Source organism: Pantoea sp. T14 (genome assembly GCF_036663535.1).
Taxonomy (GTDB): domain Bacteria; phylum Pseudomonadota; class Gammaproteobacteria; order Enterobacterales; family Enterobacteriaceae; genus Pantoea; species Pantoea phytostimulans.
The window spans coordinates 292,850-318,223 of sequence record NZ_JAWUEB010000024.1 but is presented as its reverse complement, the minus strand read 5'-3'; the positions used below and the strand labels follow the sequence as shown (position 1 = coordinate 318,223).

Annotated in this window: 23 protein-coding genes and 6 pseudogenes; 5 read left to right on the top strand and 24 right to left on the bottom strand. The window is 49.2% G+C overall.

Features of this window, described 5'->3' with window-relative positions; translation table 11 throughout:
• Nucleotides 1-4: 4 nt before the first annotated feature.
• The 10 genes from SC127_RS12625 to SC127_RS12580 form a co-directional block, all read right to left on the bottom strand.
• A complete protein-coding gene (locus SC127_RS12625) occupies nucleotides 5-1,018 on the bottom strand; it encodes an HAD family hydrolase (protein ID WP_332626776.1) in 1,014 nt (337 codons plus the stop codon).
• Nucleotides 1,018-2,034 (bottom strand): oxygen tolerance domain protein, encoded by a 1,017-nt coding sequence (locus SC127_RS12620; RefSeq protein ID WP_332626734.1) that lies wholly within the window; start codon nucleotides 2,032-2,034, stop codon nucleotides 1,018-1,020. The genes SC127_RS12625 and SC127_RS12620 overlap by 1 nt, the downstream gene beginning before the upstream one ends.
• Nucleotides 2,031-3,557, bottom strand: coding sequence for a vWA domain-containing protein (locus SC127_RS12615; protein ID WP_332626732.1), 1,527 nt, complete (start codon nucleotides 3,555-3,557; stop codon nucleotides 2,031-2,033). Before SC127_RS12615 ends, SC127_RS12620 begins: the two co-directional genes overlap by 4 nt.
• The gene (locus tag SC127_RS12610; protein WP_243078672.1) at nucleotides 3,554-4,531 is read right to left on the bottom strand and encodes a VWA domain-containing protein; all 978 of its coding nucleotides are present in this window, start codon (nucleotides 4,529-4,531) and stop codon (nucleotides 3,554-3,556) included. The genes SC127_RS12615 and SC127_RS12610 overlap by 4 nt, the downstream gene beginning before the upstream one ends.
• On the bottom strand, nucleotides 4,524-4,961 hold the full coding sequence (locus SC127_RS12605) for a DUF4381 family protein (RefSeq protein WP_243078673.1): 438 nt from the start codon (nucleotides 4,959-4,961) through the stop codon (nucleotides 4,524-4,526). Before SC127_RS12605 ends, SC127_RS12610 begins: the two co-directional genes overlap by 8 nt.
• On the bottom strand, nucleotides 4,942-5,868 hold the full coding sequence (locus tag SC127_RS12600) for a DUF58 domain-containing protein (RefSeq protein ID WP_332626728.1): 927 nt from the start codon (nucleotides 5,866-5,868) through the stop codon (nucleotides 4,942-4,944). Before SC127_RS12600 ends, SC127_RS12605 begins: the two co-directional genes overlap by 20 nt.
• A complete protein-coding gene (locus SC127_RS12595) occupies nucleotides 5,868-6,866 on the bottom strand; it encodes an AAA family ATPase (protein ID WP_215847736.1) in 999 nt (332 codons plus the stop codon). The genes SC127_RS12600 and SC127_RS12595 overlap by 1 nt, the downstream gene beginning before the upstream one ends.
• Nucleotides 6,866-8,158, bottom strand: coding sequence for an anaerobic sulfatase maturase (locus SC127_RS12590; RefSeq protein WP_243078676.1), 1,293 nt, complete (start codon nucleotides 8,156-8,158; stop codon nucleotides 6,866-6,868). The genes SC127_RS12595 and SC127_RS12590 overlap by 1 nt, the downstream gene beginning before the upstream one ends.
• A 54-nt stretch (nucleotides 8,159-8,212) precedes the next feature.
• Nucleotides 8,213-9,796 (bottom strand): arylsulfatase, encoded by a 1,584-nt coding sequence (locus tag SC127_RS12585; RefSeq protein WP_215847737.1) that lies wholly within the window; start codon nucleotides 9,794-9,796, stop codon nucleotides 8,213-8,215.
• Between the two features lie 107 nt (nucleotides 9,797-9,903).
• On the bottom strand, nucleotides 9,904-11,085 hold the full coding sequence (locus tag SC127_RS12580; RefSeq protein WP_243078677.1) for an OmpP1/FadL family transporter: 1,182 nt from the start codon (nucleotides 11,083-11,085) through the stop codon (nucleotides 9,904-9,906).
• Nucleotides 11,086-11,806: 721 nt separating this feature from the next.
• Between SC127_RS12580 and SC127_RS12575 the strand changes: the two genes are divergently transcribed.
• The gene (locus SC127_RS12575) at nucleotides 11,807-12,073 is read left to right on the top strand and encodes a YdgH/BhsA/McbA-like domain containing protein (RefSeq protein ID WP_215847739.1); all 267 of its coding nucleotides are present in this window, start codon (nucleotides 11,807-11,809) and stop codon (nucleotides 12,071-12,073) included.
• A 35-nt stretch (nucleotides 12,074-12,108) separates the two neighbouring features.
• Here SC127_RS12575 and SC127_RS22605 read toward each other — a convergent pair whose 3' ends face one another.
• The 3 genes and pseudogenes from SC127_RS22605 to SC127_RS12565 form a co-directional block, all read right to left on the bottom strand.
• Nucleotides 12,109-12,468, bottom strand: coding sequence for a hypothetical protein (locus tag SC127_RS22605; protein ID WP_442955748.1), 360 nt, complete (start codon nucleotides 12,466-12,468; stop codon nucleotides 12,109-12,111).
• Between the two features lie 327 nt (nucleotides 12,469-12,795).
• A pseudogene (locus tag SC127_RS22600) lies at nucleotides 12,796-13,053 on the bottom strand (VENN motif pre-toxin domain-containing protein); the annotation flags it as partial.
• A gap of 327 nt (nucleotides 13,054-13,380) precedes the next feature.
• Nucleotides 13,381-14,466, bottom strand: a pseudogene (locus SC127_RS12565) (VENN motif pre-toxin domain-containing protein); the annotation flags it as partial.
• A 4-nt stretch (nucleotides 14,467-14,470) separates the two neighbouring features.
• On the opposite strand from SC127_RS12565, the pseudogene SC127_RS12560 reads away from it, so the two are divergent.
• Nucleotides 14,471-14,569: pseudogene (locus SC127_RS12560) on the top strand (transcriptional regulator); the annotation flags it as partial.
• A gap of 72 nt (nucleotides 14,570-14,641) precedes the next feature.
• Nucleotides 14,642-14,941, top strand: coding sequence for a SymE family type I addiction module toxin (locus SC127_RS12555; protein WP_332626719.1), 300 nt, complete (start codon nucleotides 14,642-14,644; stop codon nucleotides 14,939-14,941).
• Nucleotides 14,942-15,040: 99 nt separating this feature from the next.
• Here the strand turns inward: SC127_RS12555 and SC127_RS12550 are convergent, their stop codons facing one another.
• Together SC127_RS12550 and SC127_RS12545 are read right to left on the bottom strand one after the other, a co-directional pair.
• A complete protein-coding gene (locus tag SC127_RS12550; RefSeq protein ID WP_332626717.1) occupies nucleotides 15,041-15,520 on the bottom strand; it encodes an Imm42 family immunity protein in 480 nt (159 codons plus the stop codon).
• Nucleotides 15,517-16,488, bottom strand: a pseudogene (locus tag SC127_RS12545) (VENN motif pre-toxin domain-containing protein); the annotation flags it as partial. The pseudogene SC127_RS12545 and the gene SC127_RS12550, both read right to left, overlap by 4 nt.
• A gap of 1 nt (nucleotide 16,489) precedes the next feature.
• Between SC127_RS12545 and SC127_RS12540 the strand changes: the two are divergent.
• Both SC127_RS12540 and SC127_RS12535 read left to right on the top strand, forming a co-directional pair.
• Nucleotides 16,490-16,591: pseudogene (locus tag SC127_RS12540) on the top strand (transcriptional regulator); the annotation flags it as partial.
• Nucleotides 16,592-16,663: 72 nt separating this feature from the next.
• Nucleotides 16,664-16,951: a SymE family type I addiction module toxin gene (locus SC127_RS12535; RefSeq protein WP_332626715.1), complete on the top strand. Its 288-nt coding sequence runs from the start codon at nucleotides 16,664-16,666 to the stop codon at nucleotides 16,949-16,951.
• Between the two features lie 105 nt (nucleotides 16,952-17,056).
• Here SC127_RS12535 and SC127_RS12530 read toward each other — a convergent pair whose 3' ends face one another.
• From SC127_RS12530 to SC127_RS12490, 9 genes and pseudogenes are all read right to left on the bottom strand, one after another.
• Entirely contained in the window at nucleotides 17,057-17,503 is a 447-nt protein-coding gene (locus tag SC127_RS12530; protein ID WP_442955747.1) for a POTRA domain-containing protein, read from the bottom strand.
• A 493-nt stretch (nucleotides 17,504-17,996) separates the two neighbouring features.
• A complete protein-coding gene (locus SC127_RS12525) occupies nucleotides 17,997-18,290 on the bottom strand; it encodes a hypothetical protein (RefSeq protein ID WP_332626713.1) in 294 nt (97 codons plus the stop codon).
• Between the two features lie 249 nt (nucleotides 18,291-18,539).
• Nucleotides 18,540-18,746, bottom strand: a complete 207-nt coding sequence (locus tag SC127_RS12520) for a hypothetical protein (protein ID WP_332626710.1) — start codon at nucleotides 18,744-18,746, stop codon at nucleotides 18,540-18,542.
• A 550-nt stretch (nucleotides 18,747-19,296) separates the two neighbouring features.
• Nucleotides 19,297-21,021 carry an ATP-binding protein gene (locus SC127_RS12515; protein WP_332626708.1) on the bottom strand — a complete coding sequence of 575 codons (1,725 nt, stop codon included), beginning with the start codon at nucleotides 21,019-21,021 and terminating at the stop codon, nucleotides 19,297-19,299.
• A 7-nt stretch (nucleotides 21,022-21,028) separates the two neighbouring features.
• The gene (locus SC127_RS12510) at nucleotides 21,029-22,039 is read right to left on the bottom strand and encodes an SIR2 family protein (RefSeq protein ID WP_332626706.1); all 1,011 of its coding nucleotides are present in this window, start codon (nucleotides 22,037-22,039) and stop codon (nucleotides 21,029-21,031) included.
• Nucleotides 22,040-22,627: 588 nt separating this feature from the next.
• Nucleotides 22,628-22,879 carry an ogr/Delta-like zinc finger family protein gene (locus tag SC127_RS12505; RefSeq protein ID WP_332626704.1) on the bottom strand — a complete coding sequence of 84 codons (252 nt, stop codon included), beginning with the start codon at nucleotides 22,877-22,879 and terminating at the stop codon, nucleotides 22,628-22,630.
• Nucleotides 22,876-23,091 carry a hypothetical protein gene (locus tag SC127_RS12500; protein ID WP_332626702.1) on the bottom strand — a complete coding sequence of 72 codons (216 nt, stop codon included), beginning with the start codon at nucleotides 23,089-23,091 and terminating at the stop codon, nucleotides 22,876-22,878. Before SC127_RS12500 ends, SC127_RS12505 begins: the two co-directional genes overlap by 4 nt.
• Before the next feature lie 114 nt (nucleotides 23,092-23,205).
• Nucleotides 23,206-23,520 (bottom strand): hypothetical protein, encoded by a 315-nt coding sequence (locus SC127_RS12495; protein ID WP_332626700.1) that lies wholly within the window; start codon nucleotides 23,518-23,520, stop codon nucleotides 23,206-23,208.
• Between the two features lie 505 nt (nucleotides 23,521-24,025).
• Nucleotides 24,026-25,280: pseudogene (locus SC127_RS12490) on the bottom strand (tyrosine-type recombinase/integrase).
• Nucleotides 25,281-25,374 lie beyond the last annotated feature (94 nt).

Sequence of the window (25,374 nt, the reverse complement as noted above, 5' to 3'; positions counted from 1 at the left end):
TCATTTATTCACTGCTTTGATCCGCGGCGCATTGCGAAGGGTCAAACACTGTTTTCCACTCTTTCTTCATATCGACAATGACCCAACCCTTTTGGGACGCCAGTCTTAGCCCGCTGATAAGCGTTCCACTGGCGGGCGGATGCGCGTCGTAAGCATACTCACGCGCAGCATCGGTGTGATGAACCAGTAAACCAAAGGTTTTGTAGGTCGGATTGGCGGAGGCGTACTGGAGCATCGGCACATCGCCGTCGCTGTTACCGAACGCACCGACCGGACGCCGCCCCATAAAGAGATGGATGGCGACCGGCTTCATCGCTTCATCATCATAAAAGGCGCCGTTCATGGTTTTACGCAGCTGCGTACCGTTATCTGTCAGAGAGAACTCACTCAGCGAAAAGGAGCCGACAACCTGTTCGGGCGGGATGCCATACATTTTTTCGGCGAGTACGCGCATAAAATCGATGCCTCCTCCAGACACAATCCAGGTTTTGAAACCGTTATCCCGCAGATAATCCAGCAGCTGGCGCATCGGCTGATAGCCCAGCTGGTCATAACGGCAGCCGAAACGCGCATGTCGATGATTATCGACCCAGTTGCTAACGCGTTGGCTAAATTCTTCCGTCGTCATGCCGCTATGCGTGAGAGCCATCAACTGCATCAACCCCTTTTTGCCCGACTGCATCACCACTTTCATATCGTTGTTTATTACCGCCTGCACTAAGGCATCGTTATTCCATTCCGGGTGTTGTGGGGCGAGGCGTTTGATTTCATCAATCACGAACTGCAACTGAAACGTCAGCGGCGCTTCCGGCCACAATGTGCCGTCATTATCAAACACCACATAACGCTGACTGACAGGAATGAAGTCTTTGCTATTCGATGAGGTGGTTTCCTTCACCCACGTTTCAATAGCCTGTTTTGCATGACCGCTATTCCAGGCACTGAGCGGATCGTCTGCCGCAAACGCCGAACCAAGATGAGCCGTAATCAGCAATGCCAGCAGGGGTTTTAATTTCATCATTTTTTCCTTTTGGTCGGAATGAGGTCAGGTAGCGGGACAATCCGCCAGTATTCACGCGTGCGCTGAACCAGCCGTTGCAGGCTCTGGCTAAGGAGGCGTCGGAAAAAGAAGCCCAGCAGCAGCAGCGCCAGCACGATCGCCGATCCCATCAGCAACGACTTCCAGTTGGTCGGGGCGCGGGCTTTCAACGCCTGTTCACTGCCAGCCGGACGCGCAGCGGCAATGGTGTAATGCGCACCGGGTAATTCAGCCAGTTGCCACTGATGCTGGCGTGTATCCCACCAACGTAAACGCAACGGTGGGATCACCAGTTCGCCGGACTGAGAGGGCAGATAACGCAGCCGTTCTTCACGCTGTGCGCCGACGATCTCATCTCGCCCTTGCGTCAGGTTGCTGTTTACCGGCGGCAAGCGTTGCGCACTGGAACCGGGAATGGCATACAGCAGTTGCGGGATTTGCACGGCAATCACATCGGTCGCGCGCACTATTACAACGCGCTCAATGACATCACCGACATGTAACTGCTTATCCTCTGAGGCGCGGTAAAGCCGCCATTGCTGCGAGAGTTCAAGCTTGCTGGCTGGCAAGAAACGGTCTGGCTGACGCACATCGGCAGGCCAGCTGACCGACTTCTGCAGCACCGGCAGCGACACCGTTTTCGGCGGCTGATTCGCGGAACGTATCACTACGTCTGTAGCAGGAAAACGCAGCTCGCCCTGATCCCACGCCATCACCTGACGTTCCATGCGGATGCCGCTCCAGCTGATACCGCCGCGATTACGTGTTACCAGTTGGTTGGGCAGCGGCGTGTTAAGCAAGTTACCGTTTTCAATGACCATTTCCGGCCATTGCGGCGGCGGATTAAACCAGCTGTCCGTCCAGAAGGTCACAGCAATCGTTACTGGCTGGCCCGGCACCAGTTGATCAGGAGCAACCAGTTCACGCGTCATGGCCATTTCAGCCCGTACCGGCAGGCTTAGCAGCAACAGCAGACAAACGATAAGTCGCTTCATGGTGCCTCCGCCGGTGTGGAGCGGTAGAGATTTTCCAGCAAACCGCCGGGCGAAAGGGTGAGATTGCTGTACCACTGTTCAGCCGAGGGCGCAGCGCCCGCGATGGGCTTCATATCCAGCTGGTTCACGCCCTGATCGGGCTTGAGATCGTGTTTAATGGCGTCAGGATCTTCATCTTTCTGCTCATGCTGATCGGCCTGGCGGTCGCGTTCTTTTTGCCGCAGCTGCATGATGATATGCGCAATTTTCGCCCGGTTTTGCTGAGCCATTGCCCATTCGGGTCGTAAACTCAGCGCCTGATCGTAGCTGTTCAGCGCCTGCTGCCAGGATTTCTGTTGTGCGTAGCAGTTGCCTATCCACAACAGACTTTCAGGGGTGGCAGGAACCTGACGAAAAGCCCCCAGCGCCGAGACGTAATCCTGCGCGTAATAGAATGCAATCCCCCGCCGCAACGGATCCTGAAAGCGCTGGGCGGCTGCTGCATAGTTACCGTGATTAAAGGCAAATTGTCCCTGCACGTCGGGGCGTATCCAGGCGTCCAGAAGTGCCGCTGAACTGGCGGGAGACCAGATCAGTAAGGGCAACATCACGACAGCCAGGCAGAGCAGCTGCTGTCGCCAGAGCAGTAATAGCATCAGCATTGGGACGACCAACAGATAGCCGCTGTTTTTCCACTGCAAATCTTGCCGGCTGTTCTGCTGCGCCGTCACGCTTTGCTGAATATGTCCGCTGACCGCGCGTAGGTCATCATCTTCGGCAGAGACCAGCGTCACCGGAATGCCGCCATCACGGATTTGCTCAAAGCGCGCGACATTGAGACGCGTATCGATGCCCTGCGACGCCTGCGCTTCCGGCAGTCTGCCGCCGTTTGCCGTGCCTACTACCCAGATCTGAAGAGGCAGATTTTGCTGCCGCAGCCACTCAACGTCCTGCTGTCCTACGTTATCAGCGACCAGTATCAGCGCGCGTGGGGCTTCAGGCGTTGCGGGCAGATTTTTAAGCGCAAGGGCGACCGCCTGACGCAGCCCGGAACCCTCACCCTGTGGCACCAGTGTCGGCTGTTGAGCCGTCAGAAACAGGTTATAAAAATCAGCATCATTGGTCAGCGGCGTAGTAAGCCAGGCATCAGCGCTGTAAACCACTAAACCAAAGTGGCTACCGGGCATTTGCGTCATCAGTGCGGTGATTTTCTGCTGCATGCGCTGATGGCGGTCAGGCGGCACATCCTGCGCCAGCATGCTGAGATCCTGCTGCATGATCACCATCACGTTGTTTTCGGGCGTGAATGCGGCGGGCAAGTCTCGTTGCCAGCTCGGACCGGCTAAAGCCAATACACCCAGGCAAAAGAGCCACGGCAGCACCTGTCGCGCCCGTACACGCTGACCTTTAATCAACGCGGCCGCAAAAGGCTTTTCCATGACACGATGCCAGGCACTTCCTGCATGCTGAGCCAAAAAATAGAGCAGCGGACAGAGCAGCAAACCCAGTAATCGCCAGGGATAGAGGAAATGGAAATCACTCATGCACGTCGCCTCATCATTGTGCTGCTGATGGCAAACAGCAGTAACACGAGTAGCGCAAGGGCTAACGGCCAGACGAACAGCGGACGATGCCAGGATAAGCCCACTGTTTTAACCTGTTCCGGCGTTTGCGCATCAATTTGCTGCCAGACCTGCGCGAGTGCGTCGCGGTTGGTAGCGGCGCGCCAGGCGTTACCGCCGGTTATATGGGCAATGTTATCCAGCAGCGCCGTATCGACTTTATCCTCGCCGCTGCTGTTTACATCGCCAAAGGCGATGGTGTGCACCATAACGTGATGCGCGGCTGCGAGCTGCGCGGCGAGTGTGGGTTGCAGTTGAGAGGCGGTGTCATTGCCATCTGTCAGCAGAATCGCCATTTTTGACGCGTCGGCTTCGAGGCTGTGATCCAGCAGTTTCACCGCCACGCCCAGTGCATCCCCCACCGCAGTTTGCTGACCAATCATGCCCGGTGCCAGCTGGCTGATACGCGCTTGAAGCGCCTGTTTGTCCTCGCTGATCGGCGCAAATGGCCACGCCTGGCTGGCAAAAATCACCAGACCGATGCGATCATTTTTGCGCTGGCTGATAAAAGTGCGCACCGTTTGCTGCACCGCCTGTAAGCGCGTCTGACCATTCTGCCCGTCGTTTTTCTCCATTGAACCGGAAACATCCAGAATCAGCACGATGTTGCGCATGGGTTTTATCACCGTTTTCGGCGGCATCAGGTATTCAGGCCGGGCCAGCGCAGCAATCATTAAAATCCATACTGTCCAGAACAGCAGCCGATGACGCCAACTGGCTTGTGGTGCTGGCGCCGAGAGTTGCAGGGCTTCAGCCAGTTCAGGTAAAAAAGGCACCCTCACCTGTTCACTCGTCGGCTGCTTTGCAGGGATCAGATAATGAGTAATCAGCGGTAAAAACAGCAGCACGCCCACCCATGGCCAGACAAAGTCGATCCGTGATAAAAACTCAGACATGAGGCAGCGTCTCCAGCCAGTGGCGTAACTGCTGTGAGATACGCTGATTGATAGCGCTTTCGAGTTGATTATCTGGCTGACAGTAGCGACGACACATCAGCGCGCGCAGTTCTTCATCCAGCGGGGTCTGCGCCAGAAGTTGTTCCGGCGATTGCCACTGGCTGACCTGGGCGCGAGAGTGTTGCACCAGAAGCACCCGCTTAACCCATGTTATCCAGCCATCTACCTGCTGTTGAGCAAGGTGTTTTCGCGCTTCGCGCCGCCAGCGATTACGACGAAAGCGTGCGAGCCATATCAGCAGGGCAATGAACATCGCCAGTAACAGCATCACGCCGAGCACCGCCCAGCCTGCCGGTAACGGGAACCATGAGGCGGCTGCTGGCAGAGCAGGATGCGCCAGTTCCGGTGTGCTAAACCCTTTTGCCAGCATGCGCATCCTCCTGCTGTAGCTGCGGCAGAACTGCATTACCGGTCACGATAGTTTTCACCGTGATCCCCATTCGCTGTAACCGCCGTTGCTGCTGCGACAGACGCTCGGTTACGCTTTGCTGAATGCGATCGCTGAGGTGAGAAGTGAGATTGAGCGCGGTGCTTACGTCATGGTAATACGCCGCAAGTTGACCGTGCGGCGGCAGGCGGTGATGAAGATCATCAAGCGTGACATAGGCGGTAATTTCGCAGCGGCGACGCAGGTGAGCCAACACCGCATCGCAGCGTGTATCCAGATCGTGAAAATCACTGATGATCCCCAGCCAGCTACCGGAGGGCAGCAGGCGGACAATACGTTGCAACGCGTCTGACAGGGAGACGTTTTGTCGATGGTTTTGCGCATAATGCGCGGGAAGCTGAGCATTCATACGCTGAACGTCAGTAAGAATGGGCATCAGGTTGCGTTTCGGCGCACGGCAGGGATGCAGCGCCAGTTCATCATCACCCAATATCGCGCAGCCCAGTCGATCACCGTCATGCCAGCTTCGCCATGCCAGCAATCCGGCAATGTTTCCAGCGGCGACCGATTTCATCTGCAGGCGCGTACCGAAGTACATGTCCAGACGCTGATCCACAAGGATGAATACGGGTCGTTCGCGCTCCTCATTGTAGAGGCGGATCCACGGTGAGCGGAGGCGCGCTGTGGCCTTCCAGTCAATCAGCCTGACATCATCACCCGGCTGATAGCGACGTAAGCTATCGAAGTTCAGGCCACGTCCCTGCTGGCGGGACACGCGCTCACCGGTTAATGCGCCGGGTGGGATTTGCCCCGGAGGATTATCCAGTCGCTGTGCATCGCCTGCCAGCGCCATCAGGTCAGCCAGTTCAAGCGTCAACGGCTGCGGCATTACGCCACCACTGCGCTAAGAAGCATGGCAATCGCCTGATCGGGCGTGCAGTTGTCAGCGTTTGCCTGATAGCTCAGCAGCAGACGATGGCGCAGCACGGCCGGGGCGATGCGTTGAATATCTTCTGGCAACACCGCATCACGGCCATCCAACCACGCGCAGGCACGACCACAGCGATCCAGGGCAAGCGTGCCGCGCGGGCTGATGCCGAGGCTGATATAACCCGCAAAGACTTCGCTGACCTGATCGGGATGACGCGTCATTTCCACCAGATTGACGATGTACTGCTCTACGGTTGGCGCCACATAAACCGTGGCGATTTCACGCCAGCATTCGGCGATATCCTGTTGGCTTATCAGCAACGGGTCGGTTTCCGGTACAGGGTTTTCATGCTGAGCAGCCTGATATTTTGCCTGCTGCTCAGCGCGCACCAGCTGCATTACCCGCTGTTCATTCTCTTTTGACGGATAATCGACAATCACCTTCATCAGAAAACGGTCAAGCTGGGCTTCAGGTAAGGGCCAGGTACCTTCCTGATCAACCGGGTTTTGTGTCGCCAGCACCATGAATACCCCCGGCAGCGGCCAGGTTTTGCCTGCGACGGTCACGTGACGCTCTTCCATGGCCTCCAGCAGCGCCGACTGCACGCGAGCTGAGGCACGGTTGATCTCATCGGCGAGGATGATATTGCCGAACACCGGGCCGGGGCGGAAACGAAACTGATCTTCTTCCCGTGTGGCATTTTGCTGATAGATTTCGCTGCCGGTAATGTCTGAGGGCAGCAGGTCAGGCGTGAACTGAATACGACGGAATTCGCCTTCGATATGGCGAGCCAGCTCGCGCACCGCACGCGTTTTTGCCAAGCCCGGCAAGCCTTCCAGTAGCACATGACCGTCACACAATAAGGCCACGATCAGCATTCGCACCAGCTCCTGCTGTCCAATCACCTGCTTGTTCATACTGGCTTCCAGCGCCAGCAGCTTTTCACGATTATTCATTATGCAGGTTCCACCGTCTGAGGTTTCAGCAGTGTCGCAATGCCAACCAGAATCGGCTGCGCATAGTTAAAAAAGGCTTTGATACCGGGACAGAGATAATTCATTCCCAGCTCGCCTTCTTCGCTCCTGACGATGCGGTTTTTCGGGCATTCGCCATAACAGAGTTTCAGGTAAGGGCAGCGTTTGCAGGCAGCAGGTAGCGTATCCCGCTTACCTAAACCAAAGGCTTTTTGTCGCTCGGAAAAGGCCATGTGCGCCAGCTTGGTGCTTTGCACATTGCCTAATTTGTATTCGGGATAGACGTAGTGATCGCAGGAAAAAATGTCGCCATTTTTCTCAATCGCCAGACCTTTGCCGCAAAACTCTGAGGTGATGCAAATCTGCGCGGGCATACCCATGGTTTGCGCCACAGCGGTTTCAAACAGATTGACCTGCACCCGACCTAAATCGTTGTTCACCCACTCCTCGAACACAGCAATCAGAAAGCGCCCCCAGTCATCGGGATCCACTGACCAGTCGGTGACAATGGAGTCAAGGTCGCCGGGGCGCGCGCGACGTGAACCGATGACTGGAATGGTGTCGTCGTGCCAGAACTGCGGTGCGGTTTGCTTGAAATCGACCGGCTCAACGCAGGGATTAAACTGGATGTAAGTAGCACCCAGTTCGCGCGTCAGAAAGCGGTAGACCTCCAGCGGGAAGCGCGCATTGGTGCGGTTGACGGTGACTAAGGCGTTGAAGGGAACATGATGGCGCTTTAACGCGGCAACGCCCGCCATCACTTTTTCAAAAGTGGGTTTGCCGCTGCGCGTCACGCGGTAGCGATCGTGTAATTCAGCCGGCCCATCAATGGAAATGCCGACCAGGAAATTGTGCTGACGTAGAAAGCGCGCCCAGCTGTCATTAATCAGAATGCCGTTGGTCTGCAGATCGTTTTCAATGCGCTGACCCGGTTTTTGATATTTCTTTTGCAGCACCACGATTTTTTCGAAGTACTCCAGCCCCATTAACGTGGGTTCGCCGCCTTGCCACGAGAACACCACCTGTTCGCCATCCTGGCTGTCGATGTACTGCCGGATGAAGGTTTCCAGCACCTCATCGCTCATGCCGCTGTGTCTGTCCTGTTCCAGAAGCTGTTCTTTGTGCAGATAAAAACAGTAGTTGCAGTCGATGTTGCAACGCGATCCAGTAGGTTTCGCCATCACATGAAAACGACGCGTGTAAGCAGGCCCTTTCCCACTGAACTTTTCCGCCGTAGGAAGGGGTTTAACCGGCAGGGTTGTACTGTATTTCATGAACGCCTCCTGAAAACCGGGTGAAAAATTTCACCCGGTGGTGTGGTCAGAGCATCAGTTGGTAGCCGGACTGCCTTCCTCAATAAGTTTCGACACATCAGAAACGGTGAATGAGCCCGGTTTCTGACGTGGCGGGAACTCTTTAAAGCTCTGTAGCATTTCAGTGGCATATTTCTGCGCACCGCCCAGCAGGAACAGACGATCATAGAACCAGTGGTTGTAATCCATGCCATCGGTGCCTTTTTCCAGTGGATCGATTTTCAGGTCAAATATCAGCGGTACACGCAGTTTCACGAATGGGTATTTCCATACGTCCATACCTGAACGTTCCTGAATCATAAAGTGCGCTTTCCAGCGACCATAACGCATCGCCAACAGGTCGCCGTCATCACTCCAGTAGAAGAATTCTTTGCGCGGATCCTCCTGAGTTTTACCGGTGATGAAATCAAGTTGGTTATAACCATCCAGATGCACTTTGTAGGTCATGGCACTGGTTTTATAGCCTTTTAGTAACTGCTGTTTAATGTCCGGCACGCCCGCTGCAGCCACCAGCGTTGGGAACCAGTCATTACTGCCGATGATGTCGTTAATTAGCGTTCCGGGTTTAATATGTCCCGGCCATTTCACCATCGCAGGTACGCGGAAGCCGCCTTCCCAGCCTGTATTTTTCTCACCCCGGAACGGTGTGATACCGGCATCGGGCCAGGTGGCCGTCATCGGGCCGTTATCGGTGGTATAAACAACAATGGTGTTGTCTTCTATGCCGAGATCTTTGATTTTCTTCAGCACTTCACCGACGATTTTGTCGTGCTCCACCATACCGTCGGCATAGTCACCTAAACCGGTCACGCCTTTATCGGACGGTTTAATGTGCGTTTTGTTATGCATACGTGTGGTGTTGTACCAGGTGAAGAACGGCTTGTTGGCTTTGACCTGCCGCTCCATAAAGTCGTTGTTCGCCGCCAGCGTTTCCTCGTCGACGGTTTCCATACGCTTGGTATTCAGCGGACCGGTATCCTCAATTTTCCCGTCTGCGCTGGACTTAATGACGCCACGCGGGCCGAATTGCTTCTTATATTCAGGATCTTTCGGGTAATCCGGATTTTCTGGTTCTTCTTCCGCATTCAGGTGATACAGGTTGCCCATAAACTCGTCGAAGCCATGTGCGGTAGGCAGAAACTCATTGCGATCGCCGAGGTGGTTTTTACCGAACTGACCGGTGGCATAACCCAACTGCTTGAGAACGCTGGCAATGGTCGGGTCTTCCTTTTGCAGCCCTTGCGGCGCACCAGGCATGCCGACCTTACTCATCCCGGTGCGGAATGGCATCTGACCGGTAATGAACGAAGAACGGCCAGCCGTGGAACTCTGTTCCGCGTAATAAGAAGTGAACTTGGCACCTTCGGCCGCAATACTGTCGATATTGGGCGTTTGATAGCCCAGCATTCCCTGATTGTAGGTACTGACGTTCCAGTACCCGATGTCATCACCGAATATCACAACGATATTGGGCTTCTGATTATTTTGCTCCGGCGCAGTCGTGGTATTACTTGCCGGGGCTGCATAAGCGCTGGTCGCACAGCAGGCGACAGATAACATTGAGGCGAGCAGCGATTTGCAAAATGGCACTTTTGACATTTCTGTGCTCCAGATAAGTGGACTCTCGTAGGAAAGGCAAAGGGTTCGCCCGCCCGGTCAGATCGTTCGACATTAAGTTATGTGGTGTGCCTCCTTAGTGAGTCGGGTCAGAATGTCCGGCTGTAATTGATGCCAAAAAAGTAGAGAGCAGGATTGTCATAACGCCCTTTAATCAGCGGAGAGGAGACGTGTGAGGAGTCGATGTGCGCGTATTCGAAGGCGCCGCCGATGCTGCTGGCAGGATCAAGTTGATAACGCGCACCCACGCCCCAGCGCCAGGTATCGCCGGACGGCATCGTCAGAGAGGTATCCTGCTGGCTGCGGTAAAAGCTGCTGTCGAAGGCAACGCCGGTATTCAGTGTCCAGTCAGAAGTGAGTTTGAATTGTGTGCCCAGTGCGAGGTGCCAGGTATCACGTAGACGCCCGTTGTCGCCCACCTGATTGCCTGCCACGGTTATTTCACTGTTGCCGTAATCGCTCCAGTCCTGCCATCCCGCATCACCCATTACAGCCCAACGTTCATTCAGCTGATGGAAAAGGCTGAGCATGATCTGCTGCGGGGTATTGACGGTGGCCGCGATGGGTAATGTCCAGGAAGGGGAATTATTGAGCTGGTCAAGCCGGACAGTGTTGTTAACGTTGAAGTGATAATTTGTCCGGCTGGTATAGGTTAATCCGGCACGCGTCTGCGGGTTAAACTGCCACAGCGCACCCACTTTTCCGTTGAGCGCCCAGTCATGGTCGGACAGTTCATCGCCACGAGCGCGCTTTATTTTTAGCAGGCCATAGTTAATACCCACCCCTGCCCCCAGCGAAAATGCATCGTTGAGTTGCCAGGCCAACGCGGGCATCAGGGTAACCGCCAGGAGCGTGCTGTCCTTGATCAGGTTTTCCCCGGCCCAGTCGCCGAAATGCAGGCCGAGGCCGTAGTTGCCATAAAATCCTAATCCGGCACTCACGGTTGGGCTGATCCGTTGCGTGTAAAAAGCGCTGCCGCCGGGAAACCAGCCAATGACATTGCCGGGGCTGTTGCCGCTGAGTTGTGCATCATCGTCCAAGCGGTAAGGGGCATCGCCATACAGTGCCTGCGCACCAACCGTGAGCATTTTATCAGGCAACATTGTCATGCCCGCAGGATTGGTAAAGAGCGTTGAGGCATCCTGCGCACGCGCCGCCTGACCTGCACCGGCCAGACCTATATCATCAGTACCAATTTCATATAGATAAAGTCCACTTGCGCATGCTGATGAGGTATTAAATAAAATGGCCAAAGCTATTATTTTGCGCATGGGACTTTCTCTTAAACAGGGTTAAGAACAGGCGGTCACACTCGTCCAATAATTTTTCAAAAATTCCCAGATCACTAAAGTTAAGACGGATAGTGGTTAGTAGGGAATTTGAATTATCTCTGGCAGCAAAACAAAAAATCATCCAAGTAGAGAAAGGCCCGTGCAGTTTAAGAATTAAACATAACCCGAGGATAAGATTGTTTTATTTACATTTTGATATTTAACTTAGTCACAATTTGAATTTCAGCAACATCAATGTAAGGAATTAGTAAGGCACTTCACAATTCTTTGAATAAAATCAAACTTATGAGCTGACAAGATTCATGAGTACCAAACATCTCTTATTTTCTTGAATTTACAGCATTTATTAATAGGTAATAATTGTTTCATAAATAAAGAGTCGAAATAAAAAAAACTTAAAATCAATCAGTTATAACAAACCGAGTATTTGCTGTTTTTTTCGGAATTTCGCCATTAGGAACATTCTTACTGATGTTAAGAAAATTTGGAGCTGTAAGGGATTTGTAATAAAGAGACAGATCACCTTTAATCCACCATCCATGTATGGTGACATGCTCAGTTAGACTGAATGAATCTCCTACCCCGCAGTAAAAATGCCAGTTGAGTGATAATATTTATTTATTTGCTTTAAACGAAACCTCGGCTAATCATTTCATAGCATTTAAAGATGTCTTTCCTTTCAAATCATAAGGGTGAAATAATGAGAAAAATTTCGGTTAGCATGATAGCTCTGGCCTTAACAACTCTGATGTGCTCATCTGCTTTTGCTGCAAAAGAGATCACTAAAGAAGAGGCAAAACAGTATGAGAAAGTGGGTGAAGTCAGCACAACCAAAGAATACACTGCGCCATCAGATGCTATGAAAGATATTTCACAGAAAGCTGATGAGTTGGGTGGGAAGTATTTTGTCATTACTTCAGGTAACGAAGGTGACAAAATTCGCGGCACTGCGACCGTTTATAAATAGTATTTTGTGATGCCCTGGAATACAGGGCATTAATTCTATTGTGAAAAAGGTATATATGCATATCGCGTCATAGCGACACTGCCCAAACCAGCACCAACAATGACAGAATTGGCAGGCTCTTCACCTTTAATTCCACTGCTAATTGCAGCCCCACCCATAGTGATGGCTGCTGATGATCCAATACCTTTACTCATTGTCAGCGCGAAAGTAACTCCAGCCATAACTGCATCAACATAACTATATGGGTCTTTACCGCTGAGCTGGGCGCCGGTATTAACTCCCACACCTATTGCCGCGTTAAGAGCCATACCTTCTTTAATCGTATTACCCAGTACACTGCTGCCAAATAACAATGGAGCATCACCAATACTCGCATTGGATTTATGGTAGCCCATGTATTCATTATCGACTGGGCCTTACGCATTACTTCAGAATCAGGATTGCGTTTGGTGTAATCCTGGCCGGACAGCATCCCTTTAACCAGTTCCTGCGCAACTGCCGGACCATATTCCTTTTCCATTTCAGATGCATAAATTCGTAGATAACCAGTTAGTTCTGCACGCTCTGTGCTGCTCATCTGGGAAGGATCTTTATAAACTTAGAGACCAACGCATCACTACGTTTATCCGCATTTTCCAGCTTAAGTAGTTCATTGGCAGCGACAAGGGATTTATCGCCCTCTTTGATTTTTTTAACGGCGTTATCAAGTCTGACGGAGAATTTGCACCCAGGAAGTTATTCTCAGCCGCATTTTTCCCGGCCTGCGCGCCCGCAACGGCGTCTGCCGTGCTGTCTCCCGCCAGGCCGCCCGCAAGTCCCGCCGCCAGCGTGCCCAGCACGCTGACCGTTTGCTTTTGCGATTCCGTCAGCTCTTCCGGCCGCACGCCCGGATACAGCTGCTCCGCGATAAGCCGGGCAGCTAGTGCGCCGTTACCCTGCAGTTGTGCGTGCATTGCGCCCACCATCGCGTTTACCGCAACATTAAAGCTGCCTTTGCCGTCTGCAGACCATGCTGCCGATTGCTGCCCGTACCGAACTTATCCATCTCCGCTAGCCGGAGGCGTTGTTATCAATACTTATTTAGAGCTTGCGATAGTAAAAAAACCATAAAATAAAACCTATCAGCACCCCAGAAAGTCCAACTTTAAAATAGCTAAATATTTTTTTAGCAAAAAATGAAAGCACCCCTTCTCCGCCACCAATCCAGAAACCAAGTAAACTGAATGACATTGTAATAATGAACAAGGTAATAAAAAGGACTGAACATAAATAAATTAAAACTATGAAAGATCTATTTCTGCTATTCATTATTGCCCTTTCTTTTTGCTTTTGAGAGCTTCATTCATTGCCTCTGTAAACCCTCCAGAAGCGGCAGCATTCCCCGAATTACCTAAGATTGAAGGTAGAGAATCTTGTGGGGCTGGTTTGGTTATCGTCCAGACTCCAGTCGGTATCCATTCGTACTGTTTCGATAATGGATTAAATATTTTATCCGCCGGAACTTTAACTATGTTACCGGCAGCATAACCCGTTGCTGCACCTGCCTTACTCAGAAGTGCCCCTAAGAATGGATCGTCGCCCTTAAGTTCTGCTTGGTAATACCCCCCGACTGCATTCCATGTCACCGTTGGATTATAACCTTTACCAGCAGTAATCGCGCCTATAACTCCCGCACCGATCAGATCCGAAAGTTTCACCTCACCATGTACACCGTATTGAATAATGGCACTCCCCGTTGCAGATGCTCCCGCTGCAATTAACAGCTCTTTTCCATTAGTGACACTATTTGTAACGAGCGCTTTCCCTCCCATGACCAGCACGGGCCAAGAAGATGGACTGGTAACGACATCGAGTACCCGATCGCCTGTTGTGATATTGTCCTGCAGAAACTTCAGGTCTGTACCGTTGAAGTAATTTACCAACGCCGCTGCACTAGGATCTTTCAGTTTCTCATCCAGCCTAATCAGGGAAGGATGAGCGTCGTTGGCAACGTTGGTTGCCCCCTGGATCAGCTCTTCCCACGTAATGCAGGCAACGCCGCCGCCCGTACAAGCTTCAATGAGCTCTTGGCTGTTTTTATTGCTGATTTCGATATACTTTTCAACCACTGGCGTACAGTCTCCGCCCTTCGCCTTACACTCGGATAGCTCTTTATCCAGCTGACGTGCTTCACTTGAACTCAGATAGTTATTCTCGACCGCATTTTTCCCGGCCTGCGCGCCCGCTACGGCGTCTACCGTGCTGTCTCCCGCCAGGCCGCCCGCAAGTCCCGCCGCCAGCGTGCCCAGCACGCTGACCGTTTGCTTCTGCGATTCCGTCAGCTCTTCCGGCTGCACGCCCGGATACAGCTGGTCCGCGATAAGACGGGCGGCAAGCTCGCCGCCGCCTGCACCCTTCCGACTGGAACAACAGGTCAACGCGATCCGGCAGATGCCAATGACGAAGCAGAAGTTTGTTTCAGAGATGCTGGACAATGTGATTGGTAAAACGGAGTAGTTAACAGACGCGGAACTGAGGTGCTCGAACACCTCAGCCCCGCTAACCACAGGCAACTAAACAAGAGTTGATTTGGCTGAGCAACATCATAAGTCAGGGAAAGGTACGCCCACAACAACAAGGGCTTACACCGTGAGCTATATCCGGGATTCACGCACCTTTGAACGCGTTCCGGCCATTACGCTGAAGGGCGGCTGGCTGAAGGAGACGGGGTTTGATACCGGAACACAACTTAACGTCCGGGTGCTGCCGGGGTGCCTGATACTGTCCGCGCAGGAACCCCGGCCAGAGCCGGAGGAGCCGGAAGTTGTCACCACCCTGCGTCAGACCTGTAAAAAGCTCTCCGCCCGTAAACAACAGCAGATCGCCTAGTTTACTCAGGTGATCGCAGGGCCGCAGAAGCGAACGGCTAAGGTGTAACTGACGGGGAATAAAGTAAAATCCCAACGTGAAGGTTGGGGTTTTACATAATTAAAAAATAATATCTGTTACTATTACTTGTTCATTAACTCTATTAATCTTAAGGTTATTAACATCAGGCAGGTTATTTATCAACCTTTCAATGGTCCCTCTTGGGAAGATTTTTTCTTGAATTGTTTTTTCAAAGTCTGTTGAATAAAAAAATCGCTCATGCTCACCATTAAAACCTAACCAGAACACACATCCATAATCTGATAACTCACAGACATCCAGCCAAAGTACATTTTCCGGAGAACCGTCAGAAAAATCTAAATCAGCCAAAGTTATATTGCCAACATCACTAATTTCACCAGCTAACTGGTTGTTTAAACTGTCCTTTAGTGAGGATATAACTACATACAAATCCGTGACCGTTCCTTTCCCCGGAATTAAATTATCATCCACAATAAAATTGAAAAGACCACTTGGGGAACTCAGTTCAATTACACACTCTAACTGGATAGCGATTTCAAAAGCATTTCCAATAATCATTTTATTTTCCATCCTTCCTGTTTTCTCAGAGCGGCTCTGACATCATTTGGTAATTCAAGTTTGTTTTTTTGGTCTGCTGTACTACCTGACCAGTGAAAACCACCTGTATTATCAGGAGAAAATCTGTGTATATCTCCATTGCTGTCTATTGTGTATCGAGCTTTATGCTCTTTACCTTTTATTGTTAAAGGTACTGAATTTTCAAAAATTGAAAGTGAATTTTTCGGTTCAATTCCGGCGTTAGGTCTATTACCAATTCCACCCAAGGTATGCTTAGAATTTGATTGATAAATTATCCCATTATTGGCTTTCACTGGTTCAGGCACCGGGATCGCACTACCTTTACCAGGTTTACTAATTCCCCCAAAAGCACTTGCAGCAGCACCTGCAACAATTCCCGCCTGCACAGGATCTAAGCCATATTCCTTCTGAAGCGCTTCGGAGACTTTATTTGTTGCAACAACCCCTTCAGCCTGCATCTGATGCGCCCAGGTCGCTGTCAGATCGTAGACCATCTTGATCGGGATATCTTCTCCCAAAGCATGATCTATCGCCTGCTTCACTGCCAGACTGTCGGCCAGTACATCACCATATTTCTGTTGGCAGGTTGCCGGGCTGGTTGCGCAGTCGCTGATAAGCTGCTTCTGCTGAGTGGTGCTTAACTCTTCATATTTCTTAATAATCCCGCCGCAGTCACCGCCGCCAGCCTGACATGACTTCATTTCAGCCGACCAGGCATTTATCTGCTTACTGCTCAGATAATTATTCTCAACCGCATTCTTCCCGGCCTGCGCACCCGCAACGGCGTCTGCCGTGCTGTCTCCCGCCAGGCCGCCCGCAAGTCCCGCCGCCAGCGTGCCCAGCACGCTGACCGTTTGCTTCTGCGATTCCGTCAGGTCTTCCGGCCGCACGCCCGGATACAGCTGGTCCGCGATAAGCCGGGCGGCAAGCTCGCCGCCGCATGCACCCTCCCGACTGGAACAACAGGTCAACGCGATCCGGCAGATGCCAATGACGAAGCAGAAGTTTGTTACTGAGATGCTGGATAACGTAATTGGTAAAACGGAGTAGTTAACAGACGCGGAAATGAGGTGCTCGAACACCCCAGTCCGCTGACCACAAGCAACTAACAAGGAGTTGATTATGGCTGACACACATCATAAGCCAGAGATGCGCACACCCAAAACCCGTTGTTATACTGTGGGTTACATTCGCGACTGGCAGACCCACGAACCCGCACCGACCATCACGCTTAAAGGTTACTGGCTGGAAGATGCAGGGTTTACAACCGGTACACCACTGAAGATCCGCGTGATGCCCGGTTGCCTGGTGCTCACCGCTCAGGAACCGTTACCTGTATCGCCGCCAGAGCCGGAGATCATGCAGACGCTGAAGAAGGTCTGTAAGCTGTCGGGCCGCAAGCAACAGTAGATCCTTGATTTTATTGCGGTGATCACGGCTAAAAAGCCGCCAGCCGGGAAGTGGGGCTGACGGCTGACAGATAAAAAAATCCCGGCATGGTGGCCGGGATTCTTGTTATTTCTTAGGGTAATTATAGTGTTCGGGTACCAGCGTAAAGGTTCCTCGGGTGAGCTCCTGCTCCTGCGCCATTATCCGTGTGGTTACGTATCCCTGTTCCAGTATGGCGTTCTGGACTTTGTTGATCGCAAGCAGGATCCCCTGCGATCCTAAACAGTGTCCTCCTGCATTTTTCACGGCGTCGAGCGCCCACTGAAAACGGCTAGCTTCGTCCCCCTCCAGCACAAAGGCGTCTATTCTGAAACACGGGGATTCGTTGTTGGGATAATCGGGCAGTGTGGTTTCAGGCAGGGAAAGCCGGATATCGGTTTGCGGGGTATTCTGCTGCTGTAAAACCCGTTCCCGTTCCTGATGCCGGATTTGCTCCTGGGCGTCAATGGCGCTCGCACCAGAGGAGAAGGTCGGCGGCAGTATATTCGCTAACGGAGCGGCAGACAGTTGCACGGGCCCTGGCGACTCTGCTACGGCAGCGGAGGCTGAAGATACTCCATTCCCCAGAATAAAGAGCGCAGCATACCGCCACGCCTGCTTCCTGCATGCGTACATACTCTCATCCTTGATATTGCTTAAAGTAATTTGACGTAGCTAAAAATTATTTAGCGTTGAAAAATGATTTTCGCTCATCCTGCTTGTGAGTGTGAAAAATCAAGCAACATTAATAAGCATAATCATATTGCTCGCAAATGTAGCCCTAAGAAAGTGAGGCCATCTTCGCAGTATTAAAATGACTCCAAAAATTTAGCCATAAATGCAAATTTGTATTAAAACGCCTTCCCCACTTCTGGCGTCATCTATATCCAAATCTACAAATATAATCATGGCTGAGAATACTCTCCCATTTCATCCAGGCCGCATCTATGAGCCTGGTCTTGATTTTTCCGGTTTTCTCGATGTGCCTTTCATCTTTCCGCGCTAAATTAATGGGGGATTTTAATGATTATTCTGGGAGCCACCTCACTGTTTCAAGGTAATTAAATGCAATAAGAATTTTTGAACCTAAATTTTCATATTTATCATTGGATAAACGGCCCTTTAAACCTGTCTTAAAAAACGGTGATTCCAGCAGGATAAGCGGAACGGATTTATTGAGAGTTTTAACTGGCGCTTTCGCGATGAACGTCATGATAAGTATCGATGCAGCGACATGATTCACGCCAAGATAGTCACAGTGACTGGATCCAAACCTATAACGAATACGGGCCAAATTCAGCACTGATTTATCAAATGCCATGCGATTTTGCTGCAAAGTGTAAAAATGGTTTCTTTGCAAATAAGGAAAGTGAACATCATTAATTGAACCCTGTAAAATCGCTATAAGGATTCTGTATGCGATTACTAACAAACTTGCTTTACCGAAACGGGAATCAAAAGCCTTACCTTATTCCATTAATTTGGGTAGGTAAAATTGCCTTGAGTGCCTTGTTTAAATGGCTTTTTGAACGCTTCTTGAAATGACTTGAAGGGGCGAATGCCCCTTCTTTTATGGCTCAGGTACAACTGAAATCACTGAGAAACCAGCAACCCCAGTTACCCCAACGCCTGGGCTATTAAGCCGGGCTGTATCCTGCAACACTGCTTCATGCACTTCACTTTGCGAAGGCTCACCATCACTTTCTAAAAAGACTTCTTCAGAACGGGTTTCATTACCGTCTCTATGTTCATAAGTGATTTTGTATTTAGTGCTCATCTAACATCCTCCTTTTAGTAGGAGATGTAATTTTAGACGATAAGAGCCATAAATCCCCGTTGGTGCTACTAGCAACAAGCGGCGCGTGGCTGAAACGCTGGCAGAGCCTGCATATCGTGTGCAGGTACGATTGACCCCCATAAACCTGTTTACGTTAGCGTATGCCAACACATTGGACTTGAATGCGCGTGTTCAATCGTGTTTGGTATGAGGTTTTGAGACGCTGGCACGCTCTTCTCGCTTCAAAGGTAACTTCTTTACGAGGTTGAGCCTGCAAACTACTCGCCACTATGAGATACCAAAGCTAAGTAACAATCACAGTGGCATTTGTACGGGAAAGAATTTAGGCAATTTCTACATGCAAATGAGAAAGGAAGTTTATCCTGACTCATTTTTTCATAAGAAATGGAAGTGATTGGTGCGAAGGCAGGACACAAAATTCAATCACAAGCGCATGAAAAATATGATTTATTATATATGATAACCATGAAATGACCTCAAAACTGCCCCCCATCAATATTTATTGCCAAGGGTCATAATTTGAGCTAATTCAGCTAATATTCTGTTTTCTCCAGTTTTCTATAGCAATGTCAATTCTGCTGGATTGAGAATCTTCCTGCCAACGATTCCAGAAGTCTACTGTGCCGCTATTTGGCTTCTGTTTTGGTTCAGCAATTCGTATCCTGCTTGGTATCAAGCTTGCATCACCTACGACCAAAGCTTCTCCTGTGTCCAGCGTGGGCAAAAGCTCGCTTAGTCCGCCCAAATTATCTGGAAGTAATTTTTTAATAACTCCTTGGTCATCGGCGTTTGTGAGCCTCATCGAGATATAGTTGCTACATTGGCTGAGTATCGTTTTATTTACTTCTGATGGTCGCTGGCTTATTACAACTAAGCTGACACCATATTTCCTACCTTCTTTAGCTATCCTTTCAAATATTTCTATTGAAACATCATCCGCTCCTGTAGAGGATGTTTTATTAGGTATGTATAAATGCGCCTCATCACATAATAAAGCTATTGGGTGGCGCATATTATTTGGAGTCCATTGCTGAACTGAAAATGCCAACCTAGCAACCAATGAGACTATAAGAGGTAGAATATCTGATGGAACTTCTGAAAAATCTATTATCTTAACACCTCCACCTTCTTTTTCTTTGTTCCCCCCCAACACAACCTTAGATAATTTATTAAGCCAGTCAAAATTTTTTGTATCTTCCCCGCCCTGAAACATAAAGCCTAATCTTCTATCGCTAATTTTATTATCTAGGCGAGCTATCATTCGGCTAAACTTGGAATAGAACTCTCCTTGTTTCTCTCCTCGCGTACTAGGTACCATTTCGGTATTCAATGAATTTAAAGTCACCAGTAGCTTCTCAATACTAAAAGGAATAGGGCTATCAATCGTAAAATTATTCAAAATATCATTAAGCCCCTTCTCTTGGAGATATTCTTTCTTAGCAGAATTAACCTCTCTTGATATAACCATAGCTTGATTAGGAGCGTTTAAGTCACTACGGTCAATGAAAAAAGAAACAAGAGCTTCGTAAGTTAACAACCAGTACGGTAAAAATATTACACCTTCACTTAAACCTCTTCTACTCTCAGTGTCAGAAGGCCCTGCTATTTTATAGTGTTTTATACCTTCTCCATTTAAAGGTTTATATTCACCATGAAGATCAAATAAAATTGCGTTACAATTATCAAGCATTGAAACTTGTTCAATTATTTTAGCTGTAGTCCAATATTTTCCAGAGCCAGTACTCCCCCCAATAAAGGCGTGCCTTTGAAAAAATTTATTCCCATTTAGATATGCAATAGCCTTTTCGTCGAGAGTGTAATTACCCAGTATTAGTGAAGACCCATCACCTACTGCTTGAGAAATTACTCTCATGAAGTTTGTAAGGTAGTCTCCCTCTATAGGGAAACAGTTTGCATCAATTTCTGGCACACTTTCAACTGTGCGCCTAAATACATTTATTTGCATACCAACTCTATCGAGCAAAGAGCCAATAAGCGATACTTTACATAGATTTAGCTCAACTTTTTCATCAGCATCCAGCTCAGCATCTTCACTGATGATTTTTTTACGAGTAACTTGAGTGATTAAGCCAACCAAGTGCTGTCCTGGCTTACTACTTTGCAAAGCAATTAACCTATTAACCTGAAGTTTTCTGAGGCTTTCTGCATCTTTAATTTCAATTACAACAGTAACGGTATCTACTGATATAACTTTACCTAATGATTCATCATCTTTATAATTAAATATTGTCATGGTTAACCTACATAATTAATTTTAACAGACCATTCAAACTCCAATAATCCTCTTGAATGATAATTCTTTTCTCTTCCGTTGTAGTATAAATATAAGACTCCTTCTCATTCTCTCCAGATTCAATTGCAAGGAACTCTTTCAGATTTCCTTTAAAAAGGATTTTCTTGGCAGACTCGGTTAGTTTATGCGTTATTATAATTAACTTTGAATCCTCATTCACACACTTGTTTACTAATTTCTCCTGAATATGTTCATCATTAAAACCATATCCAATGCATAAATATGATGGGGACGATTTTAGTATGTTGTCGGATTCATGTATTACTGTTTTATATGGTTCTTTATGAGTACTTCTATATTTCGCAATGCCGGGGGTAACAATCAATGGTATATAATTATCTGGTATCTCACTAACATTACCAAATGAACATATTTCTTCACTTGGTGATAGAAACCAATCCAATGAACCATGAACTTTCCAGATATTAACCTGCCTCTGGCAGGTTAAATAATTTATATCTACAGGGAATTTTCTATAACCGTGAGCAAAACCTGTATAATGATGGACTCGGGCTTGCTCACATGCATATTCTGCGATCCTATCGTAGTTTGTAGTTATTATATTTATTCTATCTTTTGTACTTCTAAGCATATGCTTTAATAGCACACATAAGGGATATTCTTCTTTACTTGAAATTCCTTTTTTAAATATACCTAAATCTTGTGGGCATAAGTGGAACCACGTTTTATTTATTATTTCTGAAGTAACTAGATCGGGTAAGTCATGTTTATGAAGGGCGCTTTCAAGATCTGTTCCAGAAGACAGGTCATCACAAAAATTTTTCCATAAAGCTGAATGTTCTTCTTCTACAGATACCTCCTTTATTAAGCATTGTGCGAGCTTACCCATTCCTGACATACCAAATGCCGCAGAAGCGCCGCTGCCTAGAATTATTGTTGGAAATAAGCTATAAAATCTTTGCGCCAGTTTTGCTACGTCTTCAATATTTTCACACACCTTCACTTTCCTTAATTTTGATAATCTTTTAACAATAAAAAAATTTTCAATATGCATTAATGTTTTGAAATATTTTTATCACATTAGAAAAAATTAAGTAAGATGGACGCTTTTAGTTTTTGACAAAAAAACCCACTTAAGATAAACAACAAAATAACCATATAAATCATTAATTTATAGACAAAAAAGAACCCTACACTACTAAGTGGGTCTAAAAAATAATAAAAAACTTTTTATTTAACTTTAAGCGTTTTTTGAGCTGCCATTTAGTAGCACTTTACTCGAAGTGATCTTATCTTGATCGTAACTGGTGCGAATTCCCTGATTCTGAGTATTCAATCGAATACGCCCTAAGCGCGCATTGCTATCCCCGCCACGCCTGCCCGCTTTATGTATCACTTTTCATGCAACTGCATGAAGCGGGCCGCGCCGCGCCCGACATGGCCTGAGCGCGGGAAAGCGGTGCATGATTTTACATGCAGATCCATGCACGCACTGCTCTTTACAAAGCGGCTGGCCAGAAAAAGTGCTTCAGAGAGACAAAGGACAGGCACAAAAAAGCCGCTGATCGGGCAGCGGCAGTGGGGATTAATGAATCTGGCGGAATGCTGAGCCGTAACGGCCCAGCGTCTGACGTTCTCTTACCGGTTCCGGTGGTGCTTCCGGTACGTTTTCCGGCTGTGGCGGTGCGGTTATGACCTTTGTGATGCTCTCATTCGTCTTGAAGGTGCATGAACAGTCTAGGTTAGTGCACTGGTGATAACGCTCTTTCACCTGTTCGGACATATAGCGGCTCGATTTGGTATGTGCCGCGCTTTTGCAATAGGGACAGTGCATCATTTCTGGCTGCCCTCCTGAAGTTTTGCACGCTGCGCCCGGATTGATTCAGCAAGTTTCTGACGGCGCAGAGGACGTGTATAAAGCTCCATATCAACCCCCGTCAGGGCCGGGCGGTGCAGGCCGATATTCTCCAGCAGCGGTGCCTCTTTCAGCACGCTGTCCGGCAGGGCCGCAGCCGCCTGAGTAAGCGCTTCACCGACCAGATAAGCCACGTCCCTAATCCGGTCCCGGTCGTCACCGGCAAATGTCGGGGAAACTTCTTCACGACGGATACGCAGCTTAATGGCCCACAGCAGCGACGGACTTACGTTACGCAGGGCTGACTGTCAGTGCGCATCCGCAAACCCGGTAAACGCCTCGCGGTGCGATTCAACATACTCTTTACCGCTGCCGCAGCATTTCAGCATCGCCTCCTGCTTATCCAGCGCCAGCTCTTTGAGCAGCCCGCCGAACTCATCGGCCAGCTCCCGGCTGGCAATGCGCTGAGAATGTTCGGCGCGCAACTGGTCAGTGAGATTGCCTCGCAGGTTGCGGAAGCGCGTGCGCCAGTTGCTCTCGGCTTCATTCCCTGCCTCGATGGCCGCCTGCTGCTCTTTTTCACAGCGGGCGATATCGGCGCAAATGCCGTTATAGGCTTTCATCCTTTCGGTATGTTCAGCGCGGGCTTTTCTCGAAGCGTTCCAGTGATGCAGGCTTCTGTTCAGGGATGGTCATGGTTGCCTCTCATCGTCTGTAAAGGATGAGGCCATTCTGTCGTGTACCACAGGACAGCGCATTTCATTGCTTTCCGCCTGTCAATGAGCAAACAAGGGCACAGCCGGTAAGGGCCGGTCCCTTAAAAGATTATATTTCTTATATAACTGTTTACTGGTATTCACTGAGATAAAAAAGACAATAAATACAGTAATTAAGATAGTGAACACTTTAAGCTAAAGTCTTCACTGAGTATTCACGAGTGTTCATGCAGTCTCAGATAACAGCTTTTTTCTGGCGAGCAGTTTCAGCGTTTAATTCTATCGATCACAGCATTTTGATTGTCTGAAACTTGCAAATGGCAAATGTTTGCAAATCATTGCAATTAAATGGCAAACGATGATTAAAAAATGCTCTTACGTACTTATCTCAGCAAACCGGGCACTTGTTTACTTACCGAAAAATATTCTCAGAATAGGGGGTTACATGTGATCCACTGTTGCTATCTAAATAATCTGCCCACCATTGCACCATAAGGCGGCGCTCTTCAAGGTGCTCAGCTTTATGGATATACGCAGCTCGCACACCATTTCTTTCCTGATGGCTCATTTGCCTTTCAACCCCATCGCGTGACCAAAGCCCCGACTCAACTAAAGCGCTACACGACATGGCCCGGAAACCATGGCCGCATATTTCCGTTTTAGTGTCGTAACCCATTACTCGCAAAGCATTATTAATGGTGTTTTCGCTCATGGGCTTTGTCGGACGATGATCACCTGGAAAGATAAGGTCTCTATTGCCGCTCAATTCTTTGATTTCTTCTAATAGCGCCAGAGAGCTTGCTGCGAAAGCGGAACAAGATGGACGGTACGCATCTTAGAGCCTCGATGAGAGTGTTTGACCCCTTCAATAGCTTCACGCTGGGCAGGAATAGTCCAAAGTGCTTTTTTAAAATCAATTTCTCCCCACCGCGCAAATCGAAGTTCACTGGAGCGGATAAATACATACAGGCTGAGTTTCAGCGCCAATCTGGTAAGTAAGCGCCCCTACTGGCTTCAACACGCTGAAGAAATTCAGGCAGGCGTTCCAGTGATAAAGCTGGGCGATGAGTCGCTTTTCTGGTTGCGATTGCTCCAGCAAGGTCTTGAGCTGGATTTCTTTCAATCAAACCGCATTGAACGGCATAACGCATTATGCCCGTAACACGCTGCTGTAGACGCGAGGCCACATCCAACCGACCGCTTTGCTCTACTTCACGCAAGGGGTGCAATAGATCCCGTGTCGTTAAGTCGGCGATGTTCCGCTTTTCGATGGCTGGAAGTTTGTTGCGCTCCATATCTCGCCATACTCTCTCTGCATGGCCATCCGACCAGCGTTTGTTACTCGCATGCCAGTCGCGAGCTACCTTCTCAAAAGTGTTAAGCGCAGCCTGCTCTGGTTGTTTAATTTCTTCTTTTTTAGCATTGGGGCTAATGCCATCAGCAAGCAGAAGGCGGATTTCATCGCGTTTTTCGCGCGCTTTAGCCAGCGTGATCAGAGGATGTGCGCCGAGTGCAGCTCTGCTCTCTTTGCCTTCAAAGCGATATTTAAGATACCAGCGTTTAGATCCGCTTGGTTTGATAAGAAGATATAGCCCATGGCCATCCGTGAGCTTGTATTCTTCTTCACGAGGCTTTGCGGTACGTGCCGCAACGTCAGCTATAGGCATGATTTGGGGGTCAAAAGTTTATCGAAGCGAAGTGACCCCTATCTTGACCCCCAACTATGCTGGATGTCAACGGATGTACTCGGACGAATTTAGA

Excerpts from the sequence above, each read along its gene's own strand:
- SC127_RS12625 (WP_332626776.1), bottom strand. The coding sequence starts at position 1,018 with ATGAAATTAAAACCCCTGCTGGCATTGCTGATTACGGCTCATCTTGGT.
- SC127_RS12620 (WP_332626734.1), bottom strand. The coding sequence starts at position 2,034 with ATGAAGCGACTTATCGTTTGTCTGCTGTTGCTGCTAAGCCTGCCGGTA.
- SC127_RS12615 (WP_332626732.1), bottom strand. The coding sequence starts at position 3,557 with ATGAGTGATTTCCATTTCCTCTATCCCTGGCGATTACTGGGTTTGCTG.
- SC127_RS12610 (WP_243078672.1), bottom strand. The coding sequence starts at position 4,531 with ATGTCTGAGTTTTTATCACGGATCGACTTTGTCTGGCCATGGGTGGGC.
- SC127_RS12605 (WP_243078673.1), bottom strand. The coding sequence starts at position 4,961 with ATGCTGGCAAAAGGGTTTAGCACACCGGAACTGGCGCATCCTGCTCTG.
- SC127_RS12600 (WP_332626728.1), bottom strand. The coding sequence starts at position 5,868 with ATGCCGCAGCCGTTGACGCTTGAACTGGCTGACCTGATGGCGCTGGCA.
- SC127_RS12595 (WP_215847736.1), bottom strand. The coding sequence starts at position 6,866 with ATGAATAATCGTGAAAAGCTGCTGGCGCTGGAAGCCAGTATGAACAAG.
- SC127_RS12590 (WP_243078676.1), bottom strand. The coding sequence starts at position 8,158 with ATGAAATACAGTACAACCCTGCCGGTTAAACCCCTTCCTACGGCGGAA.
- SC127_RS12585 (WP_215847737.1), bottom strand. The coding sequence starts at position 9,796 with ATGTCAAAAGTGCCATTTTGCAAATCGCTGCTCGCCTCAATGTTATCT.
- SC127_RS12580 (WP_243078677.1), bottom strand. The coding sequence starts at position 11,085 with ATGCGCAAAATAATAGCTTTGGCCATTTTATTTAATACCTCATCAGCA.
- SC127_RS12575 (WP_215847739.1), top strand. The coding sequence starts at position 11,807 with ATGAGAAAAATTTCGGTTAGCATGATAGCTCTGGCCTTAACAACTCTG.
- SC127_RS22605 (WP_442955748.1), bottom strand. The coding sequence starts at position 12,468 with ATGGGCTACCATAAATCCAATGCGAGTATTGGTGATGCTCCATTGTTA.
- SC127_RS12550 (WP_332626717.1), bottom strand. The coding sequence starts at position 15,520 with ATGATTATTGGAAATGCTTTTGAAATCGCTATCCAGTTAGAGTGTGTA.
- SC127_RS12535 (WP_332626715.1), top strand. The coding sequence starts at position 16,664 with ATGGCTGACACACATCATAAGCCAGAGATGCGCACACCCAAAACCCGT.
- SC127_RS12525 (WP_332626713.1), bottom strand. The coding sequence starts at position 18,290 with ATGGCATTTGATAAATCAGTGCTGAATTTGGCCCGTATTCGTTATAGG.
- SC127_RS12520 (WP_332626710.1), bottom strand. The coding sequence starts at position 18,746 with ATGAGCACTAAATACAAAATCACTTATGAACATAGAGACGGTAATGAA.
- SC127_RS12515 (WP_332626708.1), bottom strand. The coding sequence starts at position 21,021 with ATGACAATATTTAATTATAAAGATGATGAATCATTAGGTAAAGTTATA.
- SC127_RS12505 (WP_332626704.1), bottom strand. The coding sequence starts at position 22,879 with ATGATGCACTGTCCCTATTGCAAAAGCGCGGCACATACCAAATCGAGC.
- SC127_RS12495 (WP_332626700.1), bottom strand. The coding sequence starts at position 23,520 with ATGAAAGCCTATAACGGCATTTGCGCCGATATCGCCCGCTGTGAAAAA.